This is a genomic window from bacterium (assembly GCA_021372615.1).
GTDB lineage: Bacteria > Armatimonadota > Zipacnadia > Zipacnadales > UBA11051 > JAJFUB01.
In genome coordinates, this window is sequence record JAJFUB010000124.1 from 1 (window position 1) to 22328 (window position 22328).

The window sequence follows — 22328 nt, forward strand, 5'->3', positions numbered from 1 at the left end:
CGCGGCTCCCGCCTGGCGGGAGCCGCGTCTGTGTCTCCCCCGGGTGTGCGCTCGGCAGGCAGGAGCGACTGTCGCTCGCCATGTATCGCCCACATACCATATTGACAGTACACTGACACAGAAGGACAAGAAATATCCCTCTTCGAGAAGGTTCATCTGTGATTGCCATCGAATAGGCCTGACCGAGAGGGGGTTCCCCTCACACGGGGGTCAGGTAGTGGGTTTGGAGAGCCATTTCGGAGAGGAGAGCGCAGATGTTCAAGACAAGGCCGGGACCGTGGCTGATGGCGGCCGGCGTCATGCTGCTTCTGGTGTCCACCCAGGCAGCGATGGCGCAGTGTGGTGGGACGGTGAACCTCAGGTCAGGGGTCGTGTACCAGGGACCCAACGTGGGCTCTGGCGAGATGAGGTACTGGGACGGGAACGGGAACCAGACCTACTCCCTGGGGCTGACCGGCAAGGTGGCCGACAAGCTGGACGGGTCGCTGACGTGGCTGGACAACGACACCGAGGGTGAGGACCCGATTGGCGGGGCCGTGCGCGCCACGGACCTGCAACTGCTCGCGCTGGACGCCGGGTGGCAGGTGCGAGACACCAACTGGAAGATCGCGCTGAACCCGGGCGTTGAGATGATCACCTCGGGCGCCGTAGCGACCAACACCGACACCGGCGAGAGCGCCGACTGGGGCGACATGGTCGGCACCTTCGGCGTGGTGTGTGAGCGTCAGTACGGCTCGTGGACGTGGATCATCAACCCGAAGCTGGCAGCGTGGAAGGACGACGTCGTCGCCACGAACAGCCAGACCGTGGAAGGCTTCGGCACCGTGGTCGGCATCGGCGTGGGCCTGCGCAAGCAGATGGGCGAGCGCCTGGTGCTCCTGGCCGACGTGACGCCGATCATCAGTGGCGACAACACGCTCGACGAGGACACCAACCTCGTGGACCGCGCCGTGGTATGGGGCGTCGGCGCGTCCTGCCTGCTCTTCCCCGAGTGCAACGGCTGGGTGACGGTCTTTGGCTCCAACGCCTTCGGCCCGACCCCCGCAACGTCACTGCTGGCTACCCCCAACAACTCCGTGTGCTTCGGCCTGCGGGCGACATCCACATTCTGAGAGGAACAGGAGGCGACAACAGATGAGAAGAGAACTCGCACTGTTCGGCGCTGCTCTACTGGCGCTGACCGTTGTACTGGCGGGATGCTCCGGCGGATCCTCGCCGGCCCTGCCCTCTCCGGATGGCGGTGCTGACCAGGCCCGGAGCACCGTCACGACCGACTCCGGAGGCGACCTGCTGCCCGATGGCCTGGGCGTGTCGAACTTCGCAGTGACCATCAATGGGACTGGTACGACGGTGCTGGACGCCATCCCCGCGAGCGACGCTGGCATCTCGATCTGTTTCGTGGTGGACAGCACGGGCTCGATGGGTGGCGAGATTGACGGCGTCGTTGACAGCATCGCAGCCTTCGCCGCGAGCTTCGCCGGTGTGAGCGTCACCTGGTCGGGCATCGAGTTTGGCGACGCGACACCTTCCGATGGCCCCAACACGTGGGACTTCTTTGGGGACCTCGGGGAGCGCACGCTGGTGCAGGTCGCATCCGGCATCACGGCCCTGCAAGAGTGGCTGGCGCCCATCTCGGCCAATGGCGGCGGGGATGCCCCCGAGAACCCGCTCAAGGCGCTCATGGAGGCCCGCTCGACAATGCGCTGGCCGGCTGGCGCGGCGCGTCACTTCATTGTCCTCACCGATGTCGGCGCCCACCAGCGCAGCGATGGGCCGACCGACCCGGCCGACGAGGGACGCCCCGATGGCGCCCCCTTCTGCCCCTACGAAGGCTCCGAGGTGCTCGCGACGCTCAAGAGCTGGCCCGGAGTCGTCCACGCGGTGAGCCCGGACTACACCTCCTACTGGGCTGACGCTGAGGCGGCTCAGGCCGCTCCGGCCAACAGCCCGAGCGTCAAGCCCCAAGCCGTCGCCGGCTGGGCCGGCTGGGACATCCGCGAGCTGGCCGATGGCGGCCCGGCTGCCTACCGCACGCACAACGGCACTGGCGGCAAGTGGGCTGAGCTGCCCACCAGCGGCAGCGTGGACCTGACTACCCTGGGCATTGACGAGTACATCAAGCAGGCCTATACCGTCGTGTACCGGATCCCCGAGGGCACGACCTCGGGCCACGTGGTCATCACGGCCACCTACCTCGACGGCGGGGTCAGCAAGACCTCCACCTTCGACCTGGGCACCGTGTCCTTCGACTAGCGGAGGCGGTTTCCCCTGCGGTCGCGCCTCCCTCGCTCCGCCCCTCCCGGGGGCGGAGCGAGGCCGTTCTGGAGCGCCCCTGCCACCCCCCCACCGCGGTTTGACACGTGTGCATGGCTCGTCTATAGTAGTGACGAACGCGGAGAGATGGCCGAGTGGTCTATGGCGGTGGTCTTGAAAACCACTGAGCGAAAGCTCCGGGGGTTCGAATCCCTCTCTCTCCGCCAGGATATTGGGCCACCCGCTACGGGTGGCTTGCCGTTTTGGGCGTCCGTCCCACGGGTGCTCGGGGAGGAGAAAGGCCGGTCCATCGGGAATAGCGTTGGGCAGGTGGCCGGGGCGATGGCGCCATGCCCGGGTACAGGCGGAACCACGGCGGTGCGCCGACCGTCGGAGGGCTTGGATGCACAACGGACCGCACGGTCCGCGGCACGCGCCCGAGGTCTGGTGCCGGCACTGGGGCGGCGAAAAAGGGGAATTCGTTGAGGATACTGCAGGTACATAACCGCTATCGCTCCGGTCTGGGCGGGGAAGACACGACGGTGGATAGCGAACGGCAAATGCTGCGGGACTTCGGGCATGATGTCGAGCAGCTCGAGGTCTTCAACGGGGAGCCGCCGCGCTCACCTGTGCGGGCAGCGGCGGCGGGTCTGCAGGCCATCTGGTCGGCGGGCTCGTACCACCAGATGGCGGACACCGTGCGGCGGGTGCAGCCGGACATCGTGCATGTCCACAACACCTTCCACCGGCTGACACCCAGCATCTTCTGGGCGCTCAACGCTCTGCAGACGCCGTGTGTGGTGACCCTGCAGAATTACCGCACGACCTGTGCCGCCGCCCTGCTGTGCCGCGATGGCTCGCCGTGCGAAGCCTGCGTCGGCCGCTTCCCGTGGGCGGCGCTGCGGCACCGATGCCGGTACGCCGAGTCGCTGGGCGCCGGTCTGATGATTGCCAGCACACAGGTGGCGCACCAGTGGTTGGGGACATACCGTCGCCGGGTGCCTGGCTTCATTGTCCTGACCGAGTTCCAGAAGCAGCTCATGGTCCGGACGGGGATGCCGCTCGACCGCATCCATGTCAAACCGAACTTCGTTCATGCCCCGGCCACGCCGGTGGACACGGCCGCACCGCGGCACCGCCAGGTCGTGTATGTGGGGCAGATCGTGAGGGCCAAAGGGGTGGACCTGCTCCTGGAAGCCTGGCAGCGTCTGGCGCCCACGGGCTGGAAGCTGGTCCTGGTGGGCGACGGGCCAGACCTGCCGGGTTGGCAGCAAGCCTACCCGGACTCGGACGCACTGCTGTGGGCCGGGCGCCGCACGCGGGAAGAGACGATGGCCATCGTGTCCCAAAGCAGCTTGCTGGTGCTGCCTTCGCGCTGGTATGAGGGCATGCCGCTGGTGCTGCTGGAGGCCATGGCGGCGGGCACGCCGGTCCTGGTGCCCCAGCATGGCGCCTTCCTGTCCATGCTGCACGACGAGGCCGAGGGGCGGTTCTTTGCCCCCTGTGACGCGGCGTCGCTGGAGGCCACGCTCCGCGAGATGCTGGCCGCCGACGAGACGCAGTGGCGCCGCTGGCGGGAGGGCGCCTGGGCCGCCTGGCAGGAGCTGTACACGCCGGAGGCTAACCACCGGCAGCTCATGGACATCTACGATCGTGTCATCGCCCGGGTCCGCGGCTGAAGCGCTGGGCGGGACGACGGGGCGTCTGGGCCCCCGGTCCCGAGAGACACTCGGAGGATCAGTATTGCGCGCTTGTCTGCTGCGAGAGTATTTCCACCCTGACACCACCGGGCCCCAGGTCTGGTCGGAGATCACCCGCGCCCTGGCCGACGACTTCGGCGTGGAGTTCGACGTCATCACGAGCTGCAACTCGTACGGCGACTGCGCCGCGCGCTTCCCGGCCTACAGCGAGTGGGACGGCATCCGCATCCACCGTGTCCGCACCCCTCGCACCAAGCAGCCTACCACCCTCAAGCGCCTGCTGGCGGGGATCCGCTTCTCGTTTGCCGCTCTGGGGAAGCTCCTGTCCCGGCGGCGCCGCTATGACCTCCTGGTCGTCCTGTCCTGTCCGCCGGCCCTTCCCTTCGTGGCCGACCTGTACCACCGCCTGACCGGCACGCCGTACGTGTATCTGGTGCCCGACCTCTTCCCCGATCTGGGCGTCAACCTGGGCGAGCTGCCAGCCAGCAGCGCCCTGGTCCGACTGGCGCGGCGGCTGCAGCGCGGCTGGCTCAAGCATGCCTCCCGCGTCATCGTCCTGGGGCGCTGCATGAAGGACTACCTGGTCCACACTTATGGCCTGCCGCCCGAGCAGGTGGCGGTCATCACCAGCTTCGCCGACCCTCAGGTGATCAGCCCGCAGGAGAAACAGACGCAGTTCCGCCGCGAACATGGCCTCACGGGCTTCGTGGTACTGTACGCGGGCAACTTCGGTCCCTACCACCGCTTTGAGGACATCCTCGATGCGGCGGCGGCGCTGCGCGACAGCCATCCTGAGATCACCTTCGCGCTGGTGGGCGGCGGGGCGCGCTTCGACGAAGTGCGCGAGCATGTGGCGACGCGGAACCTGAGCAACGTCCGGGTCATTGCGGCTGTGCCGCGGGAGCAGTTGAGCGACCTACTGGCCTCCGCCGACCTGTCGCTGGTCACCCTGGAGCCGGGCGCCGAGGGCCTGGGCGTACCCAGCAAGTTCTATTCGATCCTCGCCTCCGGCCGACCGACGCTGGCCGTTCTGGCCGAGGGCTCGGAAGTCGCGCGGGTGTGCGGCGAGGCCCAGTGTGGGGTCCAGTGCGACCTCGGTGACGCGGGTCGCCTGGCCGACCTGATCGTGGAACTGGCGTCCGACCCTGAGCGGCTGGCCGCCATGGGGCACAACGCCGTCTCCGCCCTGCAGGACCGCTACACCCTGGAGCATGTGGCCCGGCGGTACCACGAGGTCTTCCGCCAGAGCATGGCCGGCCCGGCGACGCAGGAGGCGACCAGTTGTGACCCCACCTGAGGCGCGCCCGGCTACCCAGACCGACCTGAACCACATCGTGGCGATCCACCAGCAAGCCTTCGTCGGGTTCTTCCTGACCGAACTGGGGCCCCGCTTCCTGCGCCGGTACTACGATCTCGTGCTGCGGAGCCCGGCCGGGGTGCTGTGGGTCGTGGAGGCCGAGGACGGGAGCCCCGTGGGCTTCGTAGCCGGGTCCTCGGACCCGACGGCGTTCTATGCGGAGCTGCGGGACCGCAAGGTGCAGTTCGGGCTGGCGATGCTGCCGACGTTGCTGCGGCGCCCCTGGTCGGTGCCCAGGGTGCTGACCAACTTTCGCCGGACCGGCGACGAGGAGGAGCGGCCGCCAGCGGGGGTGGCTGAGCTGACCTCGATCGGGGTCTGCCCGACGGCCTCAGGGAAGGGTTACGGGCAGGCACTGGCGAAGGCCTTCGTCGCCGCGGCCCGCGAGCGTGGCTGTCAGGGGGTGTACCTGACGACAGACGCGCACGGCAATGACCGCGTGAATGACTTCTACCAGCGCCAGGGCTACCGCCTGACCGGCACCATCACGGCCCACGGAGGGCGTGTCCTCAACAAGTACCTCCTGGACCTGTGAAAGGGGAACACTGAAGTGAGCGAGACTTTCATCCCCTTCTCGCCGCCGCAGCTTGGCGACGAGGAGATTGCCGAGGTCGTGGATTCGCTGAAGTCCGGGTGGATCACCACGGGCCCCAAGACCCGCGCCTTCGAAGAGGAGTTCCGCGACGCCAACGGCGCCCCGGCGGCCCTGGCGCTCAGTTCCTGCACGGCAGCGCTGCACCTGGCCATAGACACCCTGGGGATCGGCCCGGGCGATGAGGTCATCACGACGCCGCTGACCTTCGTGGCGACGGTCAACGCCATCGAGCATGTCGGCGCCAGGCCGGTGCTGGCCGACGTGGAGCCCGATACGCTGAACCTGGACCCCGAGCGTGTGGCGGCCGCCATCACCCCGGCCACCCGCGCCCTGCTGCCGGTGCACTATGGCGGCCATCCGGTGGACCTGGACGCCTTCGCCGCCCTGGCCGAGCCGGCCGGCCTGCACGTCATCGAGGATGCCGCCCACGCGGTGTCCGCCCGCTACAAGGGGCGTCTCATCGGCTCGTCGGACAATCCCGCCGCCTTCAGCTTCTACGCCACCAAGAACATGACCACGGCCGAGGGCGGCATGCTGACCGGCCCGGCGGAGTTCATAGACCGCGCGCGCATCGCCAGCCTCCACGGGATGAGCCGCGATGCCTGGAAGCGCTACGGCAAGGGCGGTAGCTGGTACTACGAGGTCGTCATGCCGGGCTTCAAGTACAACATGACCGACCTGCAGGCGGCAATCGGGCGCGTGCAACTGCGGCGCCTGCCCGCGTTCCAGCAGCGGCGTGCCGAGGTCGTGGGGGCCTATGACCGGGCCTTCGCCGACTGCGAGGCCCTGCAGACGCCGGTATGCCGCCCCGAGGTGGAGCACGCTTGGCATTTGTATGCCCTGCGCCTGAACCTCGACGCCCTGTCAATCAGCCGGAACCAGTTCATTGACGAGCTGAGCGCCCGCCAGATCGGCACGTCCGTCCACTTCATCCCGATCCACATCCACCCCTACTATGTGGAGAAGTACGGCTTCGCGCCGGACGCCTTCCCGGTGGCGTTCAGCAACTACGAGCGCCTGATCAGCCTGCCGCTGAACGCCGGGATCAGCGACGCCGACGTCGCCCGCGTGGCCGAGGCGGTGTTGGACATCGTGGGGAAGCACCGGCGATGAGACCGCTCAAGCGTCCCTTCGACCTGGTCTTTGCGGCCCTGGGGCTGGTGCTGTGCTCGCCCCTGTTCGCGGTGGTGGCGCTACTGATCAAGCTGCGCGACCGGGGCCCGGTGTTCTACAAGCAGCAGCGTGTGGGCTGGCACGGCAAGCCGTTCCGCATGTGGAAGTTCCGCACGATGGTCGTCAACGCCGACAAGATCGGCAAGTCGCTCACAGTCGGGCGCGATCCGCGCATCACGCCGGTGGGGCACTTCCTGCGCCAGACCAAGCTGGACGAACTCCCCCAGCTCATCAACGTGCTGCGCGGCGAGATGAGCTTCGTGGGCCCGCGGCCGGAGGTGGAGGAGTATGTGCGCCTCTACACCCCCGAGCAGGCGCAGGTGCTGGACCTGCGGCCCGGCATCACCGACCCCGCCTCGATCAAGTACCGCAACGAGAGCGAGATCCTCGCCACCCACACCGACCCCGAGCAGGCCTACATCAGCGAGATCATGCCCGAGAAGATCCGTCTGAACCTCGAGTATGGCGCCCGGGCCAATGTGCTGACCGACCTCCTGGTGATCCTGCGCACCCTGGCGCGCCTGGCCGGCTGATCCGGCTGTCAGGAGCGGTCCGGGCGGTAGGGCGGCGTGGCTCTACCGGGTGCCTCCGCCGGCCGCCTCGTATTGACAATTCACGCCGGAACCCATATAGTTTGGCGTGAGGGCAGAGGCATCATCAGCATCGCTTGCAGCGCACTCCGTTCGGCCTCAGACGAATCGCACTCGCCCTGCCTCGCTGATCCTGACAGGCCATCGCGGCCGTGGCGCCGGGTTCCGTCCCGGTGCTGGCTTGGCTGCTGCTGACAGGCGCGCTGGGGAGTATCGTTCGGTTTCATCTGCTGTGTGCCGGGGGCCAGGCTGTGACGGGAACGGGGTGAAGCTCTGGTGCGGTCGAGTCGCACGGGTGGCGGAGATGTGTCTCCCGTCAGAAGGAAGCATGGCGCATGAGCGTGTCGCCCTGGCGTGTCTTGCTGGCGCTGATTGATGTCGCCTGTGTGTGTGTGGCGATGCTCGTGGCCGCCGTACTACTGTACGACGGCCAGTTTGGTTCCCTCTGGCACACGCTCCGCATCACCATGGGCCTGATTGCGGCCGCGGTGCCCCTGTGTCACTACTTCGCCGGCCTCTATAGCCGTATCTGGGAATACGCCAGCGCCGGGGCAGCCATCGCCATCGTCGCCGGAACCAGCGCCGCCGTTCTGGCCGCCTATGCCCTGGCCACGCTCCTGGGGGCCAGCCTGCCGGTCGTCGTCTGGTATGTCACCTGGCTCACCAGCATCGTCCTCGTGGGTAGCGCGCGCCTGGGCTGGCGCGTCATCCGCCCCCTCCTCCCGCGCACCAACGGCAACGGCAAGACGAGCCGGCGGGTCCTGGTCTATGGTACCGGGCCGGACGAGTGCGCCCTGCCGGCGACGCTCGACCGTCTCTACGACCATGCGTGTCAGACGGTCGGCTACCTCGACGACGATCCGACTCGCCGAGGCCTCATCATCGGCGCAGCCAAGGTCCTCGGGTCGCTGGCCGACCTGCCGCAGATCGTCCGGCGGTGGCGCGTGGACGAGGTCGTGCTGACCATGGCGCTGGACGACCGCGACCGGATCCGCGCCATCTACGACGCCTGCAGCAAGGCCGGCGTCCGGGCTCGTGCCATCCCGCCGATGGTGGAGATGATCGAGAACGAGCACCTGATCTCGCGGGAGGTGCTGGCCGAGGACCTCCTGGAGCGCGAACCCCCGACCTCCGCCGTGCAGCTACGGGACGAGTATCTCAGGGGCAAGACCATTCTCGTGACTGGGGCTGGCGGCTCCATCGGCTCGGAACTGTGCCGCCAGATCTGTCAGTGCCGCCCGGCGCGCCTGCTGCTGCTGGGGCGTGGTGAGAACCGCATCCACTGGATCTACCTGTACCTCCGGCACCGCTTCCCGGAAGTGGACACGATCCCGATCATCCAGAACATCACCGTCGCCAGCGGCGTGCGGCGCGTCTTCGAGCAGTATCACCCGCAGGTCGTCTTCCATACCGCGGCCCACAAGCATGTGTACCTGATGGAGCGCGAGCCGGTCGAGGCCGTGCGCAACAACGTCGGCGGCACCCGCCTGCTGGCCGAGACCGCCGAGGAGTTCGGCGTCGAGCGCTTCGTCTCGATCTCCACGGACAAGGCCGTCGCTCCGGGGGGCGTCATGGGAGCCACCAAGCGCGCCGCGGAGTTGCTGCTCATCACGCGCCCCCTGCGCCGTACGCAGTTCATCTGTGTCCGGTTTGGGAATGTCCTGGGCAGCGAGGGCAGCGTCCTGGAGATCTTCAGGCGCCAGTGGCGACGGCGTGAACCGCTGACGGTCACCGACCCCGAGGCCACGCGCTACTTCATGACCATCCCCGAAGCCTGCTTCCTGGTCCTGCAAGCCGGGGCCCTGGGCTCGCACGGGCAGATCTTCCTGCTGGACATGGGCCACGCCGTCTCCATCATGAAGCTTGCTCAGGAGTTCATCCTGCTGCACGGCGGCAACCCCTTCGACCCCGAGGCCATCTGCTTCACGGGGCTGCGGCACGGCGAGAAGCTCCACGAGACGCTCACCTACGCCGACGAGGAGCTGCTGCCCACGGCTGACAAGCGCATTCTGCGGGTCGGCAACAGCGGGGCCGGGCTGTCGGCAGAGGTGGTCTGCCGCCACATTGATGGGCTGGAGGCTGCTGTGGCCGCGGAGGACGAGCAGGCTGCCTGCGATGGTCTCAACGAACTGACGGGTAGCGAGGTCCGCCCCTACAAGACGTGGGCCGCCTCCGCCTGAGTCAGCCGTCCCACGTGCTGTCCGCTCCTGCTGGTGCCTGTCTCAGCACCCCGCCCAGTTCCACCGTCTCAGCGACATCAGCGTCGCGTTCGTCCGGAACACCGGCACGCCTGCAGGCGTCATGCTGTGACTGCAGGCTGTGGGCTGTGCCCGGCAAGGGCTGGAGTCCCTCCTTTTTTTTGCCGGGCAGGAAGGGGCTGCCCATGGGGATGTCGAATAGCCCCGTGCCCCGCGACTGTGGGAGCGTAAGGGGTGCCTCGGGGACTGCGGCAGACCGGCCAGGGCCGCGGGCGGACCCGAGGAGCAGGTTCCACTGAGAGCACCCGTTCACCGGCTCTGACGAGCAGGCCACCGGTGTGGCCCGGCGGGTGGTCTTGCGTCTGCGAGCGGGGGTCTGGCCGGGAGGTCATGCCACAGGCATGGCCTCTGAACGCCTCGTGCCGACAGGAGCGGGGCGTCACTCCAGACCGGGAGGTCCGGCTCAATTGCTGCCTAGATTCCTGGATTGGCTCACCTGGCGACGTGTCGCACTGCTGAGCTTGGCCGGCGCCGTGCTCACGGGCGCTCGCGTCTATCTCCTGGTCCCGCAGGTCTACTCGAGCAAGGCCTCCCTGCTGATGAGCGACCAGCCCGACCCCATCAGCAGCCTCCAGGCGCTGGGGGCGGCGGGTGCGGCCGGCGTGGCCGGTGGTGGGGCGTTCGGCATGTTGGCAGCCAGCTCACCCCTGCAGCGCTTTGAGCCCATCCTGCGCAGCCGCAAGTTCTCGTCGGAGCTCATCGCCCGCTACGGCCTTACGAAGCGTTACCAGAAGGACAAGGACGGGGTGCACCAGCGGCTGCGCCGCATGATCGCCGTCAAGACCATGGGGCCGATGGGCGCCCTGGGGCAGGGCAGCAATGTGGGCATGGAGATCACCGTAAGCTGTCCCGCCGGGCCGCGACTGAGCATGTGGCTCGGCCGGCACGTGCCCTTTACGCCCCAAGAGGCCCGGGAGATGAGCGCGGCCATAGCGAACGACGCGCTCGAATTCCTGGACGAATACACCGCCGAGTCCAGCGTCAGCCAGGCACGCAGCGCCCGCGAGTTCCTGGAGCAGCGCGAGCAGCGCACGCTGCATGACCTGACGGAGGCCGAGCAGCAGTTGCTGCTCCTGCAGCGCAGGCACAGCTTCCTGACGCCCGACGCCCAGGTGGACCTCCTGAGCAGCCGCATGAAGGCGGCCACGCAAGCCGTCCAGGAGGTGCAGGGTGAGCTGCGCGCGAGTCAGGAGACTCTCCAGGCCGTGCGGACCGAGCTCCCGGCCGAGACCGCCATGCGGATCGAGCGCGCGGTCAGCGCCCGCAACCCGACGATTGTGACGATTGAGCAGGACCTGATGAGCCTGCAGTCCAGGCTCCAGGCCGAGTTGTCCTCCGGCAAACTCGCCACCCATCCGGATGTGACGGAGCTGCAGGAGGCCGTGCGCCAGAAGCAGAGCCAGCTTGCCGGCCTGGCCCAGACCGTGCAGCAGGAGGTCGTGAAGGGGGTCAACCCGGTCCACGACGCGCTGGTGCAGAAGCGTGTGGAGGCGGAGATCGCGGTGGCCGCGGCGCGGGCTCGCGACGGCATGGCCCGTGCGGAGCTGTCCACAGTGCAGGCGCAGATACAGGACCTGCCTCCGATTACACGTGACTACGTGGACCTGTCACGACAGGTCCAGATGCAGGCCGAGCTGCTAGACACCATCGTGCGGCGGCTGGAACTGGCACGCATCGAGGAGCAACGCACCGGCAGCGGGAAGTTCCAGGTGCTCGACCGCGCAGAGCCGCCGCTGCGCAAGTCCGCCCCCTCCACCACCCGGTCCGCCATCCTGGTCTTCATCCTCCTGTTCGTCGTACTGAGTCTGGCCCGCGGCTACCGGTCCGGCCTCTTCGCTCCGCCGGAAGACGCGTAGGGGACCTCACCCACGACAACGCCGCTGCGAGCGGCGCTGCGGAGGTGCCGCGGCGGTGTTCTTGACGGGCTGTTGCCGTGGCCTGAGGCCAGGCGAGAGGGGCCCGGACTGCGGGGCTGATCCCGGCAGGTCAGGGCGTCGGGCATGCGTGAGTGGAGCCGCACATGGTTTCAGATCCGGACCACAACCCATCACAGAGCGAGGCAACACCCTCCGGCGAGGGCCCCACAGCTCCCCCCGACGCGCCCAAGCTATTTAGCAGATCAGCCGGGCAGATGCGCTCCAATGTCCTCGCCCGCCTGGCGCTGTTCGCGGTCCATGTCACGACCGGCCTCTGGTTGACCCCCTACCTGATCGGCCACCTCGGCCTGGCCATGTACGGCCTCGTGCCGCTGGCCAACCAGATCACCGCCTACATGGGCATCATTACGGTGGCGCTCACCGGCGCCGTCGGGCGCTACCTGACGATTGAGCTGACGCGCGGTGACTTCGCGGCGGCCAACCGCACCTTCAACACGAGTCTCTTCGGTGGCCTGATGCTGGCGGCGGGCCTGCTCGTACCCGTTGCCGTCGTCGTGGCGACCGCCCCGTTCTTCCTCACGATCCCGCCGGGTAGCGAGGCCCAGGTGCGCATCCTGCTGGGCGGGGTCATGCTGGCCTTCCTGCTCGCCGTGGACAGCTACCCCTTCGTCTCCTCGTGCATTGCCTGCAACCGCCTGGACATCAACAGCCTGATCGAGGCGACATACCCGGCCGTGCGGGTGGTGGCCACCATCATCCTGTTCAGCTGGTTGGGCGCTCGGCTCTGGCAGGTGGGAGTGTCCTTCGCGGTCGGGGGCGTGGCCATGATGGCCGCGGGCATCCTGGCATGGCGGCGTCTGACGCCCCAACTGCACGTCTCGCCCCGGGCCTTCGACCGGACGCGCCTGCGGGCCCTGACCGGCATGGGCGGTTGGCTGTCCATGAACTCCCTGGGGTCGCTGCTGTTCCTCAACGCCGACCTGCTCGTGGTGAACATGGTCGTCGGTGTGGAGGCGGGAGGCGCGTACGGCGCGGTACTGCAGTGGTCGGTGTTGCTGCGCACCATGGCAGGGATGCTGCCGGCCTTGGTGTACCCCAACCTCCTGGCCGCCTACGCCGAAGGCGATCTCGCCCGCCTGGTGAGCATCTCCAAGCTCAGCACCAAGCTGCTGGGGCTGGTGCTGGCCCTGCCCGTCGGTCTCATCTGCGGCCTGTCGTACCCGCTGTTGCATGCCTGGCTGGGGCCGAGTTTCGCTCCGCTGTGGCAGTTGCTGGTGCTGATGACCTTCCACCTGGCGGTCAACCATGCCACCGGGCCGCTGCTGTTCACGCAGATGACCTACAACAAGGTGCGCTGGATGGGCATCGCCACGTTGATACTCGGGTGCGTGAATGTCTCTTTGGCGGTGCTGTTCGCGGGGCCGCTGCACTGGGGCATGTACGGCGTGGCGTTGGCCGGGGCCATCGTGCTGACCTTCCGCAATGCCATCGTGGTGCCCGCATACACGGCCCGCATCATGGAGCGGCCCTGGCTGACCTTCGTCGGCGACACGATGGTCTCTGCCCTGGCAACGGCGCTCGTGGCCGCGCTGGCGTGGTTTGTCAGTCGCCATCTCAACGTGATGTCGCTGCCGCGCCTGGCGGCAGTGGGCGCGGCGGTCGCCGCGGTGTACGCTGCCGCGGCATACTACCTCGGTCTGCGTCCCGCCGAGCAGCAGACGCTGCGCCAGATCATCCTGGCCCGGCCCGCGGCGGCGGTCACCGACAGTGTCGGGCCAGAGCTCGGCGGGGGGGCCTAGCGTTGCGGGCTCCCCAGACGCCCGCTCGGGCGTCCCTGCGCCCCGACGAATAGAGGAGACGGCAAGTGACAGCGCAGTACGAAGGGTCGCGGGTATCCGTAGGACTCTTCCATCCCGGAACCCAACACTCGTACTTCACGGCCAAGGCGCTCCAGGCCGAGGACATGCTCGCCTGGTACGCCACCGAGATCTTCTACCGGGCCGACCGCCTGCCCTACAGCGCTCTGCGCCACTGCCCGGCCTCCCTGCGCGCGCTGCTGGAGCGGGAGGCGCGGCGTCGCTACGACCCGGACCTGGACCCCCGTCTGGTGAAGACCTTCGGCTCGTGGGAGTGGGGCGAGACCATCGCGCGGCGCATGGGTCTGGGGCCCCTATCCCGGCGCCTCAACCTCATCGGCAACGTGGCGTTCGCCCGGCGTGTCGCGCGCCTGGCCGCGCAGACACACCCCTCGCTGCTGTGGGGCTTCAACGGCGCCTCGTGCGAGGCCTTCCGCGGGGCTCGCCGGGAGGGGATTCCGTGTGTCCTGGACCAGACGACCTGTACCCTGGCCTACCAGCGGACGCTCTACGAGGAGGAGGCTCACTTCGCGCCGCCTGACTGGCGTCCGCAGATCTCCGACCTGTCCAGCTTGGACATTGCCGACAGGGAGATGGACTGGGCGACCGCCATCGTCGCCGGGAGTGCGCAAGTGGTGGACAGCCTCCCCGAGCGCCATCGCGCCAAGGCCATCGTCTGCCCCTATGGCGTGGATGGGCGGTTCTTCGAGGTGGTGCCCCGGCCGCGGGGGCCACAGTTCACGGTGCTGTATGTCGGCAACATCACGCCCAACAAGGGCCTGTACCACCTGCTGGAGGCGTGCGCGCGCCTGCGGGCCACGATCCCGCTGCAGCTCAGGCTGGTTGGGCTCCTGAACGTGCCGGCCCGAGCCCTGGCCCCGTACGCGGACTTCGTGGACCACGTCCCCAACGTCCCCTACGCCCAGGTGCACACGCTGTACGCCAACTGCGACGCGTTCGCCCTGCCCAGCTTGCAGGATGGTTTCGGGCGAGTGGCGTTGGAGGCCGCCGCCAGCGGTCTGCCGATGGTGCTGTCCGACCACGTCGGCGCCGCCGGGCTGTTCGCTCACGGCGTCAGTGCCATGGTCCATCCCATCCGCGACATTACTGCGATCGCCGACTGCCTGTCGGCCCTCTACCACGATCGCGACAGGGCCCTCGCCCTGGGGGAGGAAGCGCGGAGGGTCGCGCGAATACATACCTGGGAACGGTACGGTGGCCAGGTACGGCAGATCGCGCGACACCTCGCGAACGCCTCCTGAGGCGCGGGGAGGGCGGCTATACTCCGTGGGGTGCATTGATGTCATCTGACTCAGATCACAGTCCAGGGCAGCGCGGGACGGACGCCGCTCTTGAGTTCTATGAGGTGAGCTACGCCCACGGCGAGTACGCCACGGTTGCGGCGCCGGAGCAGCACTGCAAGTGGGCAGAGGTGGCGGGCTTCGTCAGGCGCTACGAGCTTGAGGACAAGCATTGTCTGGAAGTCGGCTGCGGGCGGGGTTACTTCCAGGATCTCGTGGCCGACTACACCGGCCTGGACCTCAGTGCGGCCGCGGGCACGTATCTGCACAAGTCCTTTGTCCAGGCCTCGGCCACGGCTCTGCCGTTTGGCGACAACGAGTTCGATGCCGTCTGGACGATCAATGCCCTGGAGCACGTGCCCGGGCCGGAGGTGGCCCTGGGCGAGATCCGGCGTGTGCTCAAACCCGGTGGGCTGCTGCTGCTCAGTCCGGCCTGGCAGTGCCGCTGGTGGGCCGCCGAGGGTTATCCGGAGCGCCCCTACAGCGACTTCGGCTGGCGCGGGAAGCTCATCAAAGCCGGCATCCCGGTGCTGAACTCGGTGGCCTGGCGCGCGCTGCAAGTCGCCCCCCGGCGCCTGTGGCGCGCGGCGCAGTGGGGCCTGATGCGGCGCCCCATCGGCCTAAGATACAGACACCTGAAGCCGAACTACAAGCATCTCTGGATGCCGGATGGCGACGCGGTCAACTGCATGGACCCCTTCGAGGCGATCCTGTGGCATGTGTCGCGCGGCGATGTGTGTCTCTCCCACCCTACAGGGCGGAGTCAGTTCCTGGTCCGTACCAACGGCATCGTCTTCCGCATCCGGAAGTGAGCGGGGGCGTCCCGCCCCTGCGGTCCGCGAGGTATCCCGATGAGTCTGCTCCCCAAGCGCATCGCGCACTGGACACCGACCTACGTGGCTGACCGGCTGCGCGTCTGGCAGTGGCAGAGGCGCCACCCCGAGGCTCCGTGGCTCACCCCGGAGGCCATTGACATCCTGGCCGCGAACCTACGACCGTCCGATCGGGGTCTGGAGTGGGGCTCGGGGCGCAGCACGCTGTGGCTGGCGCAGCGCCTGGAGCGCTTGTGCAGCGTGGAACACAACTCCACGTGGTTCGCCAGGGTGAGCCAGCAGCTCAGCGAGAAGGGCGTCGGCAACGTGGACTACGTGTACCGGCCGGTCAGCGATGAGCGCGACGCGGCTCAGTGCGACCCCTACGCGGGTGTGGCGCACGAGTTCGCCGATCAGAGCCTGGATTTCGTGCTCGTAGACGGGGTGTGTCGTAGCGCCTGCATGTTGGCCGTGCTGCCCAAGCTGCGCCCGGGCGGCATGTTGGTGCTGGACAACAGCCAACGGTACCTGCCGAGTGCCTCCCGAGCGCCGGGCGCGCGCTCGCCGAGCGCAGGACCGCAAGATGACGAATGGGGCCGCGTGTCCGAGACGCTCAGCCGCTGGCGCTACGTTTGGACCGACACGGGCCTGGAGAGCACGACCCTCTGGTTTGTGGTGTGAGCAGGCGGGTGGCTGACATGATGGATTGGCAGGACGATGCTTGAGGCGCTGATCTTCTCCACACTGCTCTATGCGGCGGTCGTCTTCGCGACCTTCCAGCGTCGTCGCGTCGGCCTGGCTAACCCGTTGCTGCTCTATCTGGCCTTCCACGGGGTCGGCTTCGTCCTGCGCGGCTGGATGCAGTATGCCTGGCGCGATGACTACCTCTCTCGCCTGATGGGTGTCTCCCTCTCCGAAGATGACATGGCCGGCGCCCTCTACATGGCTGACGCCGGCCTGCTGGCGTTCTGGCTGGGCTACCGCTTCCTGGTACCGCACGCGCTGGTGGCCAGAGCGCGCTTCAGGCCCTGCAAGTACGAGCCCCGGCTGGTGCTCCTCGTCGGCTGCTTCTTCATCGCGCTGGGTCTGGTATCGCTGCGGCACGACCCCAACCTCAACCCGAACGCCGCGTCCATGGTGAAGACGGTGAAGGGGACGGTCCAGGCGGAAGGGTCCGTGGGCTATCTCACACAGGCGAGCGGGGGCATCGGCGGTGTACTGGCGCTGTGGGCCGCGGTGTTCGGCCTCAAGCCGTGGATCATGGCGCTCTTTGTCGCTTATCTGGTGGGCCGGCTGCTGCGCGGGTGGGGACGGTGGGCCTTCGTGGTGGGGGCGCTGAGTCTCGCATTCGTGGACATGTGGCGGCGGCACGAGCGCTGGCCGCGCCGTCAGTGGCTGATTGCCGGAGCGGTCATTGCCGTCCTGTTCGGCGTGGTGGGGGTCGCCCGGAGCGTCTTCATGGACGCCGTCGTCTCGGGCGGGGAGGTCAACCTCAACCAGAGCCTCGCGAAAGCCCCCCTGCAGGTCTCACGGGACGTTGCCCTGCTGGACTACGTGGCCTTCCTGCACACCATCATCCCCGATCCGGCCGGGTACTCGTACTGGACGCAGAACCTGCGGCTGTTCACCTATCCCATCCCGCGGGCCATCTGGCCGGGCAAGCCCTCGGAGACCAACCGCATTGATCTGAACCAGTACGGGAACTTCGCGTGGGTGGGGGGAGTGCTCTCGGTCGTGGGCGCCAGCTACATGGACTTCGGTTGGCTGGGCATCATCATCGAGATGGCCCTGTTCGGGGCGGTGCTGGCGACGCTGCACCAGATCTACCTGCGCCACCGCAACGTGACGCATGTCGCCGTCCCCTACCTGCTGGCGCTCAGCCTGCTGCCGCAGTTCTGCCGCGACGGGGGCATCAACATCTTCGTCTTCGTGTACTTCCACGTCTTTCCGTCGGTGCTGGCGCTATGGGTCGGCGCGCGCTTCCGTGCCGTGCCCCAGCGCCTGCGCCAGATGTGGCTGTCCGGCGCGCAGCCTGAGTAGCAGGCCGTGCCCTTCCCCGCCTACCCCACCAGCAGTCTCAGGAGCTTCACCTGGCGCAGGGCGTATGTAGCGGCCAGGCTGCACAGGAACACCACGACCACCGTCAGCGGCGTCCCGAGCCAGACATTGGGGTGGTTCCAGCCCAGCCCCACACGCCCCAGCCCCGAGATGAACAACGGGTGAACCAGGTATACGCCGAAGGTGAGCGGGGAGAGGGCCTTCATGGCACCCTGGACACGCCCCCCCGCTCGCGGGGTCAGGGCGGGCTGGGAGAGCAGGATGAAGACGCTCAGGGACATGACGACCACCGTCGGGCTCAGGTAATCATACCAGAAGTACGACAGCGGTGGGTCCATCCACGGGGTGAGGCCGGCTGTGCCCAGGGCCGTTGCGGCGATGGCCGCAACCAGGGCCAACGCGGCCAGGAGCACCGCCGGGGTCTTCAGGACGACTCCGCGGAGCGCATAGCCTGCCACGTAGTACCCGACATAGGGGACGAAGCGAGAGAACAGCGTCGGGGTGAGCGTCCAGTCCGGTGACCAGCCGCGCAGGCAGTGATCGCCCACGGCCAGCACCAGTGCGAGCCCGGTGAAGAACGCTACCGACCGGCCCGGGGCGCGGCACACGAAGGGCCGCAGCAGGGGCGTGAACAGGTACAGCCCCGCCAGGACGTACAGGAAGTGCAGCGTGGAGAAGGGTTCGCCCTTGGCGAGGTCTACGAGGAACCGCCCCATCGTGACCTGGGGGTCGCCGAAGCGGCTCAGCAGCAGCGGGTAGAAGGCAGACCAGAACAGCAGGGGGATGCCAATCCGCGAGAAGCGCCGCCGGTAGAAGTCGCCGGGGGGCTGGTCGGGATCGCGCCCCAGCAGCAGAGCGCCGCTCAACATGATGAAGACCGGCACGCACCAGCGTACGGCGGAGTCGGCCCAGTTCAGATACCACCAACTGGCCGGGGTGGCGCGCCCGAAGCTCGCGAGGCCTCCCCCGGCGGCGTGCAGCACGACCACTGCCAGGGCGGACACGACCCGCAGTACATCCCCGGCGGGCCAGTACCCGCCCGGAGGGCCGCCCTGCGCCGGCGTCGCCGCAGCGGTTCCCGGTTCCTGTGCCAGTGGAGTTCACCGTCCAGTCATGCTGCGAGTTGCCGCCCCGCGACCATGCGCGGCGAGGATAGCACACGGCCAATCGGGTGGTCAAGGCACGGCCGGAGCGGAGGGGTGGGGTGATCAACGGCGACTCCCGGCCGAGCATCTCTCGCTCAACCGGGGCCAGGGCCGCAGCGTTTCGGCCGCGCCAACCACCCTCGGTTGACGCAGCCCGGCGCGTGTGGTAAGAGTCAGACGCCACCTCATGTGGTGACGGGCCGCTTCCTACGGCAGTCGGCGCCCTCGGCGAGGGCCCGCTACCGCTGCTTCGGCCCCAGGAGATGTCGCATGACCCGCATCGCCGTTCTCAACACGGACGTAGGGCCCTACCACCTCGCGCGGCTGGGCGCTCTGGCGCAGGCCCTCGACGAGGTCATCGCCGTCGAGGTGGCGCCCAAGTCGCGTGTCTACGAGTTCTGGTCCGGCCAGGGCGAGGCGTCGCTCCCGGTGGAGACCCTCTTCCCCGATCAGGTCTACGAGGACATCCCCGTGACGGAACAGACGGTCCGCGTGCGCGCCTGCCTGGACCGCCTGGCGCCTGACGCTGTGGCGGTGGCCGGTTACAGCGAGCCGGTGATGCGGGCCGCCGCGCAGTGGGCCAAGTCGCACGAGCGCCCCTCCATCCTCCTCCTGGTGACTTCCGCCGCCGACCGCAAGCGCTACTGGCTCAAGGAGCGGATCAAGGGCCGCCTCGTGCGCAGCCTCTTCGATGCCATCTTCCTGGGCGGCGAGCGCCACCGCGTCTACGCCGAAAGCCTGGGCTTTCCGGCCGACCGCATCTGGAAGATGCAGAACGTGGCCGACAATGAACACTTCGCCACCGGGGCGCGGGCAGCGCGCGAGCAGGGGAGCGCCCTCCGGGAGCGTCTGGGGCTGCCCGAGCGTCACTTCCTCTTCGTGGGCCGCATCGCGCCGGAAAAGAACCTCCGTACGCTGCTGGAGGCGTATCGGCGCTACCGGGTGCAGGGCGGGATCTGGGGGCTGGTGCTGGTCGGCGGGGGTTCCGAGGAGAGCGAACTGCGCGAGTGGGTCGCCACCAACGGGGTGCCCGAGGTGCACTGGGCCGGCGTACAGTCCTATGACAACCTGCCCACTTACTACGGCCTGGCCTCCGCCCTCGTGCTGCCGAGCCTGAGCGAGCCGTGGGGCCTGGTCGCCAACGAGGCCGCCGCCTGCGGCCTGCCGCTGCTCGTGAGCGACCGCTGCGGCTGCGTCACCGAGCTGGTGCAGCGCGGCGTCAGTGGCTTCGTCTTCGATCCCCTGGCTCCCGAGGAGCTGGCCAGGAAGATGCTCGCCCTATCGCGCGACCCGGAGCGGGCGCGGCAGATGGGCGAGCAGTCTCGCCGCCTGGTCAGCGCCTACACGCCCGAGGCGTGGGCCGCGGCACTCAGCGACTGTCTCGCCACGCTGCTGGCCGCCAAGCGCTGACCGCCGGGGGGCTCAACCCACCGCCAGTGTGTGTGCCCCCGCAGGCACGGCCACGACGAGCCAGCGCCCGCCGTGCTCTTCCCGCATGACATGGCCCGCCGGATGCCCGTCCACCGTGACCTGCGGGTCACCGTGGGGCCACAGCATCTGCACGAGGCAGCCGTCCTCCCAGTCGCACCGCACGCGCAAGCCGGTCACGTCGTCCTCCAGCCTCGCCTCGCTGCGCGCCAGCCACCACAGCGTCGCCCGGTCGTTGCCCCAGTGCATCACCTTCAGCCCGAGCCGAGCGATGTAGGCCAGGCCCTGTTCGAGGCCCTGCGAGCAGGCCGGGTACTGCGCCAGGTAGATCGGGTGGAAGAACAGATTGAACGGCAAGTGCCAGAAGCGGGCCATGTCAATGGCCTGCTTGATCGTGTGGAACTGCACCTCGTCGCCGCGGTAGCCCACCTCGTACCCGCCGATGGGCATTCCCAGGAACCCGATCCGGTCGTTGTCCTTGCGCCAGTCGCTGTAGTGGAAGAACGGCAGGCCGGTGCCGAAGCCGAAGCCCACGGTGTTGACCGGATTCGCCGGCGGGCAGTACTGGATGAAGCGTGAGTTGTCGGCCTTCACTCCCGCCCCGGCCAGCCACTCGGCTACCTCCGTCCACCCGTGCCAGGTTGTCCAGTGGAAGACGGTGCAGACTGGCAGCTCGCCGAAGGCCTCGACATACCAGTCCACCTGCTGCTGGACCTCGCGGCGGCTGAAGCGGCAGGGGTGCGTGACGCCATCTATGAAGTTGAAGTGCAGCGAGGGCTCATGGCCGTTGGCCTTGAGCTGCTCGACCTCGGCCTGGCTCATCGCGAAGGTGCCGGCCACGTCCGGCATGATGTTGACATGGTAGCCCAGGCCCAGCCGCTGCATGACCCCCGAGGCAATGAGCTGGTTGTCGGGCTGGCGCTCGTCATCGCCGCCGTAGTGGAACAGGCAGTCAGGGATGTCGCCGTCGGGCGTCGGGGGCAGGGCGTGCAGGAACGGCAAGCCCCGCCGGGCGATGAGGTTGCGCAGCAGGTACAGGAGCACGTCCGCATAGGGCACCCGCGTGGTGAAGGGGCGGGTGATCATCCCGTCGGACATGCGCAGCTTGCCGTCGCCGTCGTAGTCATCGAGGATCGGCCGCCCGTGGTGCAGCGCCCAGACGGTTTGGGCCACGTTGAAGCAGAAGTAGACGGCCTGCCCCTCCCCCACCTCACGGAGCGTGACGGCCGGGCGCCCCAGATCGCGTCCCTGGAGGGTGAGGAGGCGGGCGAGTTCGCGTATCGGGCCGCCCCTGTCGTTCCCCTCTCCGGAGTGCGCCGGCCGCTCGGCGCGCGAGGGAGAGGGGCAGGGGTGAGGAGCCGTTGCCGTGAGCGCCTTCACCGGCGACACGATCAGCACCGGCATGTCCTCATCGCCCGGGAACATCACCGACCGCGCCAGTTCGGGATCCACGCAGCGCAACGTCGCCGCCGGGGTGAAGGTGTCCTCCGGCTGCGGCCACTCGTCCTCGACCACGACGCCGAACAGGTCGGCCAGCCCTCCGGTGGCGAAGCCGATGAGCAGCCCCCCGTCCTGCACCCACTGCGCCAGGACGGCCTTCTCCTCCGGCCGGAGGTACTTCGCCGGCAGATCGGGCAGGATGAGCACCCGGTAGTGGGCCAGTTCATTGGCCCCAAGCTGACTCCGCGACAGCTCCCGGAACATCAGGCCCATCTGCATACAGATCTCGCGAGTGTAGACATGCCAGTAGTTGGCGCCGGCCTGGTTGGCGGCGAGACGGAGATCATCATCGAAGTAGATCGCGGCAGATGGTTGCATGGTGGACTCCTGGGGTTGAGTTGGAGAGGATGGAGAGGATAGAGGCAAGGATACAGAGGATGAAGGCAAAGGATGGGCTGAGGGCCTGCAGGGGGGGCGTGGGTGCG

General features: G+C 68.2%; 17 protein-coding genes and 1 tRNA gene. 16 read left to right on the top strand and 2 right to left on the bottom strand.

Features of this window, described 5'->3' with window-relative positions; translation table 11 throughout:
• Positions 1–254: 254 nt before the first annotated feature.
• From LLH23_18520 to LLH23_18590, 15 genes are all read left to right on the top strand, one after another.
• Positions 255–1112 carry a hypothetical protein gene (locus tag LLH23_18520; protein ID MCE5240459.1) on the top strand — a complete coding sequence of 286 codons (858 nt, stop codon included), beginning with the start codon at positions 255–257 and terminating at the stop codon, positions 1110–1112.
• A gap of 22 nt (positions 1113–1134) precedes the next feature.
• The gene (locus tag LLH23_18525) at positions 1135–2253 is read left to right on the top strand and encodes a hypothetical protein (protein ID MCE5240460.1); all 1119 of its coding nucleotides are present in this window, start codon (positions 1135–1137) and stop codon (positions 2251–2253) included.
• Positions 2254–2394: 141 nt separating this feature from the next.
• Positions 2395–2480, top strand: a tRNA-Ser gene (locus LLH23_18530).
• 255 nt (positions 2481–2735) lie between these two features.
• A complete protein-coding gene (locus tag LLH23_18535) occupies positions 2736–3932 on the top strand; it encodes a glycosyltransferase family 4 protein (protein MCE5240461.1) in 1197 nt (398 codons plus the stop codon).
• Positions 3933–3996: 64 nt separating this feature from the next.
• Positions 3997–5250: a glycosyltransferase family 4 protein gene (locus tag LLH23_18540; protein ID MCE5240462.1), complete on the top strand. Its 1254-nt coding sequence runs from the start codon at positions 3997–3999 to the stop codon at positions 5248–5250.
• Positions 5237–5845, top strand: coding sequence for a GNAT family N-acetyltransferase (locus LLH23_18545; protein ID MCE5240463.1), 609 nt, complete (start codon positions 5237–5239; stop codon positions 5843–5845). The genes LLH23_18540 and LLH23_18545 overlap by 14 nt, the downstream gene beginning before the upstream one ends.
• A 15-nt stretch (positions 5846–5860) precedes the next feature.
• Positions 5861–7018, top strand: coding sequence for a DegT/DnrJ/EryC1/StrS aminotransferase family protein (locus LLH23_18550; GenBank protein MCE5240464.1), 1158 nt, complete (start codon positions 5861–5863; stop codon positions 7016–7018).
• Complete coding sequence (locus LLH23_18555; GenBank protein MCE5240465.1) at positions 7015–7611, top strand: sugar transferase; 597 nt, start codon at positions 7015–7017, stop codon at positions 7609–7611. The genes LLH23_18550 and LLH23_18555 overlap by 4 nt, the downstream gene beginning before the upstream one ends.
• 392 nt (positions 7612–8003) lie before the next feature.
• Positions 8004–9848 carry a polysaccharide biosynthesis protein gene (locus tag LLH23_18560; protein ID MCE5240466.1) on the top strand — a complete coding sequence of 615 codons (1845 nt, stop codon included), beginning with the start codon at positions 8004–8006 and terminating at the stop codon, positions 9846–9848.
• Between the two features lie 485 nt (positions 9849–10333).
• Positions 10334–11782, top strand: a complete 1449-nt coding sequence (locus LLH23_18565; protein MCE5240467.1) for a hypothetical protein — start codon at positions 10334–10336, stop codon at positions 11780–11782.
• Between the two features lie 275 nt (positions 11783–12057).
• Positions 12058–13602, top strand: coding sequence for a polysaccharide biosynthesis protein (locus LLH23_18570; GenBank protein ID MCE5240468.1), 1545 nt, complete (start codon positions 12058–12060; stop codon positions 13600–13602).
• A 65-nt stretch (positions 13603–13667) separates the two neighbouring features.
• On the top strand, positions 13668–14921 hold the full coding sequence (locus tag LLH23_18575) for a glycosyltransferase family 4 protein (GenBank protein MCE5240469.1): 1254 nt from the start codon (positions 13668–13670) through the stop codon (positions 14919–14921).
• Between the two features lie 38 nt (positions 14922–14959).
• On the top strand, positions 14960–15772 hold the full coding sequence (locus tag LLH23_18580) for a class I SAM-dependent methyltransferase (GenBank protein ID MCE5240470.1): 813 nt from the start codon (positions 14960–14962) through the stop codon (positions 15770–15772).
• Positions 15773–15811: 39 nt separating this feature from the next.
• A complete protein-coding gene (locus LLH23_18585) occupies positions 15812–16453 on the top strand; it encodes a class I SAM-dependent methyltransferase (GenBank protein MCE5240471.1) in 642 nt (213 codons plus the stop codon).
• 36 nt (positions 16454–16489) lie between these two features.
• The gene (locus LLH23_18590) at positions 16490–17812 is read left to right on the top strand and encodes an oligosaccharide repeat unit polymerase (protein ID MCE5240472.1); all 1323 of its coding nucleotides are present in this window, start codon (positions 16490–16492) and stop codon (positions 17810–17812) included.
• A 20-nt stretch (positions 17813–17832) separates the two neighbouring features.
• Here LLH23_18590 and LLH23_18595 read toward each other — a convergent pair whose 3' ends face one another.
• Positions 17833–18834 (bottom strand): acyltransferase family protein, encoded by a 1002-nt coding sequence (locus LLH23_18595; GenBank protein ID MCE5240473.1) that lies wholly within the window; start codon positions 18832–18834, stop codon positions 17833–17835.
• A 411-nt stretch (positions 18835–19245) separates the two neighbouring features.
• On the opposite strand from LLH23_18595, the gene LLH23_18600 reads away from it, so the two are divergent.
• Positions 19246–20385: a glycosyltransferase family 4 protein gene (locus LLH23_18600; GenBank protein ID MCE5240474.1), complete on the top strand. Its 1140-nt coding sequence runs from the start codon at positions 19246–19248 to the stop codon at positions 20383–20385.
• A gap of 12 nt (positions 20386–20397) precedes the next feature.
• Here LLH23_18600 and LLH23_18605 read toward each other — a convergent pair whose 3' ends face one another.
• Positions 20398–22221: a hypothetical protein gene (locus LLH23_18605; protein MCE5240475.1), complete on the bottom strand. Its 1824-nt coding sequence runs from the start codon at positions 22219–22221 to the stop codon at positions 20398–20400.
• Positions 22222–22328 lie beyond the last annotated feature (107 nt).

Coding starts and splice junctions, on each gene's coding strand:
- LLH23_18520 (MCE5240459.1), top strand. CDS start 255: ATGTTCAAGACAAGGCCGGGACCGTGGCTGATGGCGGCCGGCGTCATG.
- LLH23_18525 (MCE5240460.1), top strand. CDS start 1,135: ATGAGAAGAGAACTCGCACTGTTCGGCGCTGCTCTACTGGCGCTGACC.
- LLH23_18555 (MCE5240465.1), top strand. CDS start 7,015: ATGAGACCGCTCAAGCGTCCCTTCGACCTGGTCTTTGCGGCCCTGGGG.
- LLH23_18560 (MCE5240466.1), top strand. CDS start 8,004: ATGAGCGTGTCGCCCTGGCGTGTCTTGCTGGCGCTGATTGATGTCGCC.
- LLH23_18570 (MCE5240468.1), top strand. CDS start 12,058: ATGCGCTCCAATGTCCTCGCCCGCCTGGCGCTGTTCGCGGTCCATGTC.
- LLH23_18580 (MCE5240470.1), top strand. CDS start 14,960: ATGTCATCTGACTCAGATCACAGTCCAGGGCAGCGCGGGACGGACGCC.
- LLH23_18585 (MCE5240471.1), top strand. CDS start 15,812: ATGAGTCTGCTCCCCAAGCGCATCGCGCACTGGACACCGACCTACGTG.
- LLH23_18590 (MCE5240472.1), top strand. CDS start 16,490: ATGCTTGAGGCGCTGATCTTCTCCACACTGCTCTATGCGGCGGTCGTC.
- LLH23_18600 (MCE5240474.1), top strand. CDS start 19,246: ATGACCCGCATCGCCGTTCTCAACACGGACGTAGGGCCCTACCACCTC.
- LLH23_18605 (MCE5240475.1), bottom strand. CDS start 22,221: ATGCAACCATCTGCCGCGATCTACTTCGATGATGATCTCCGTCTCGCC.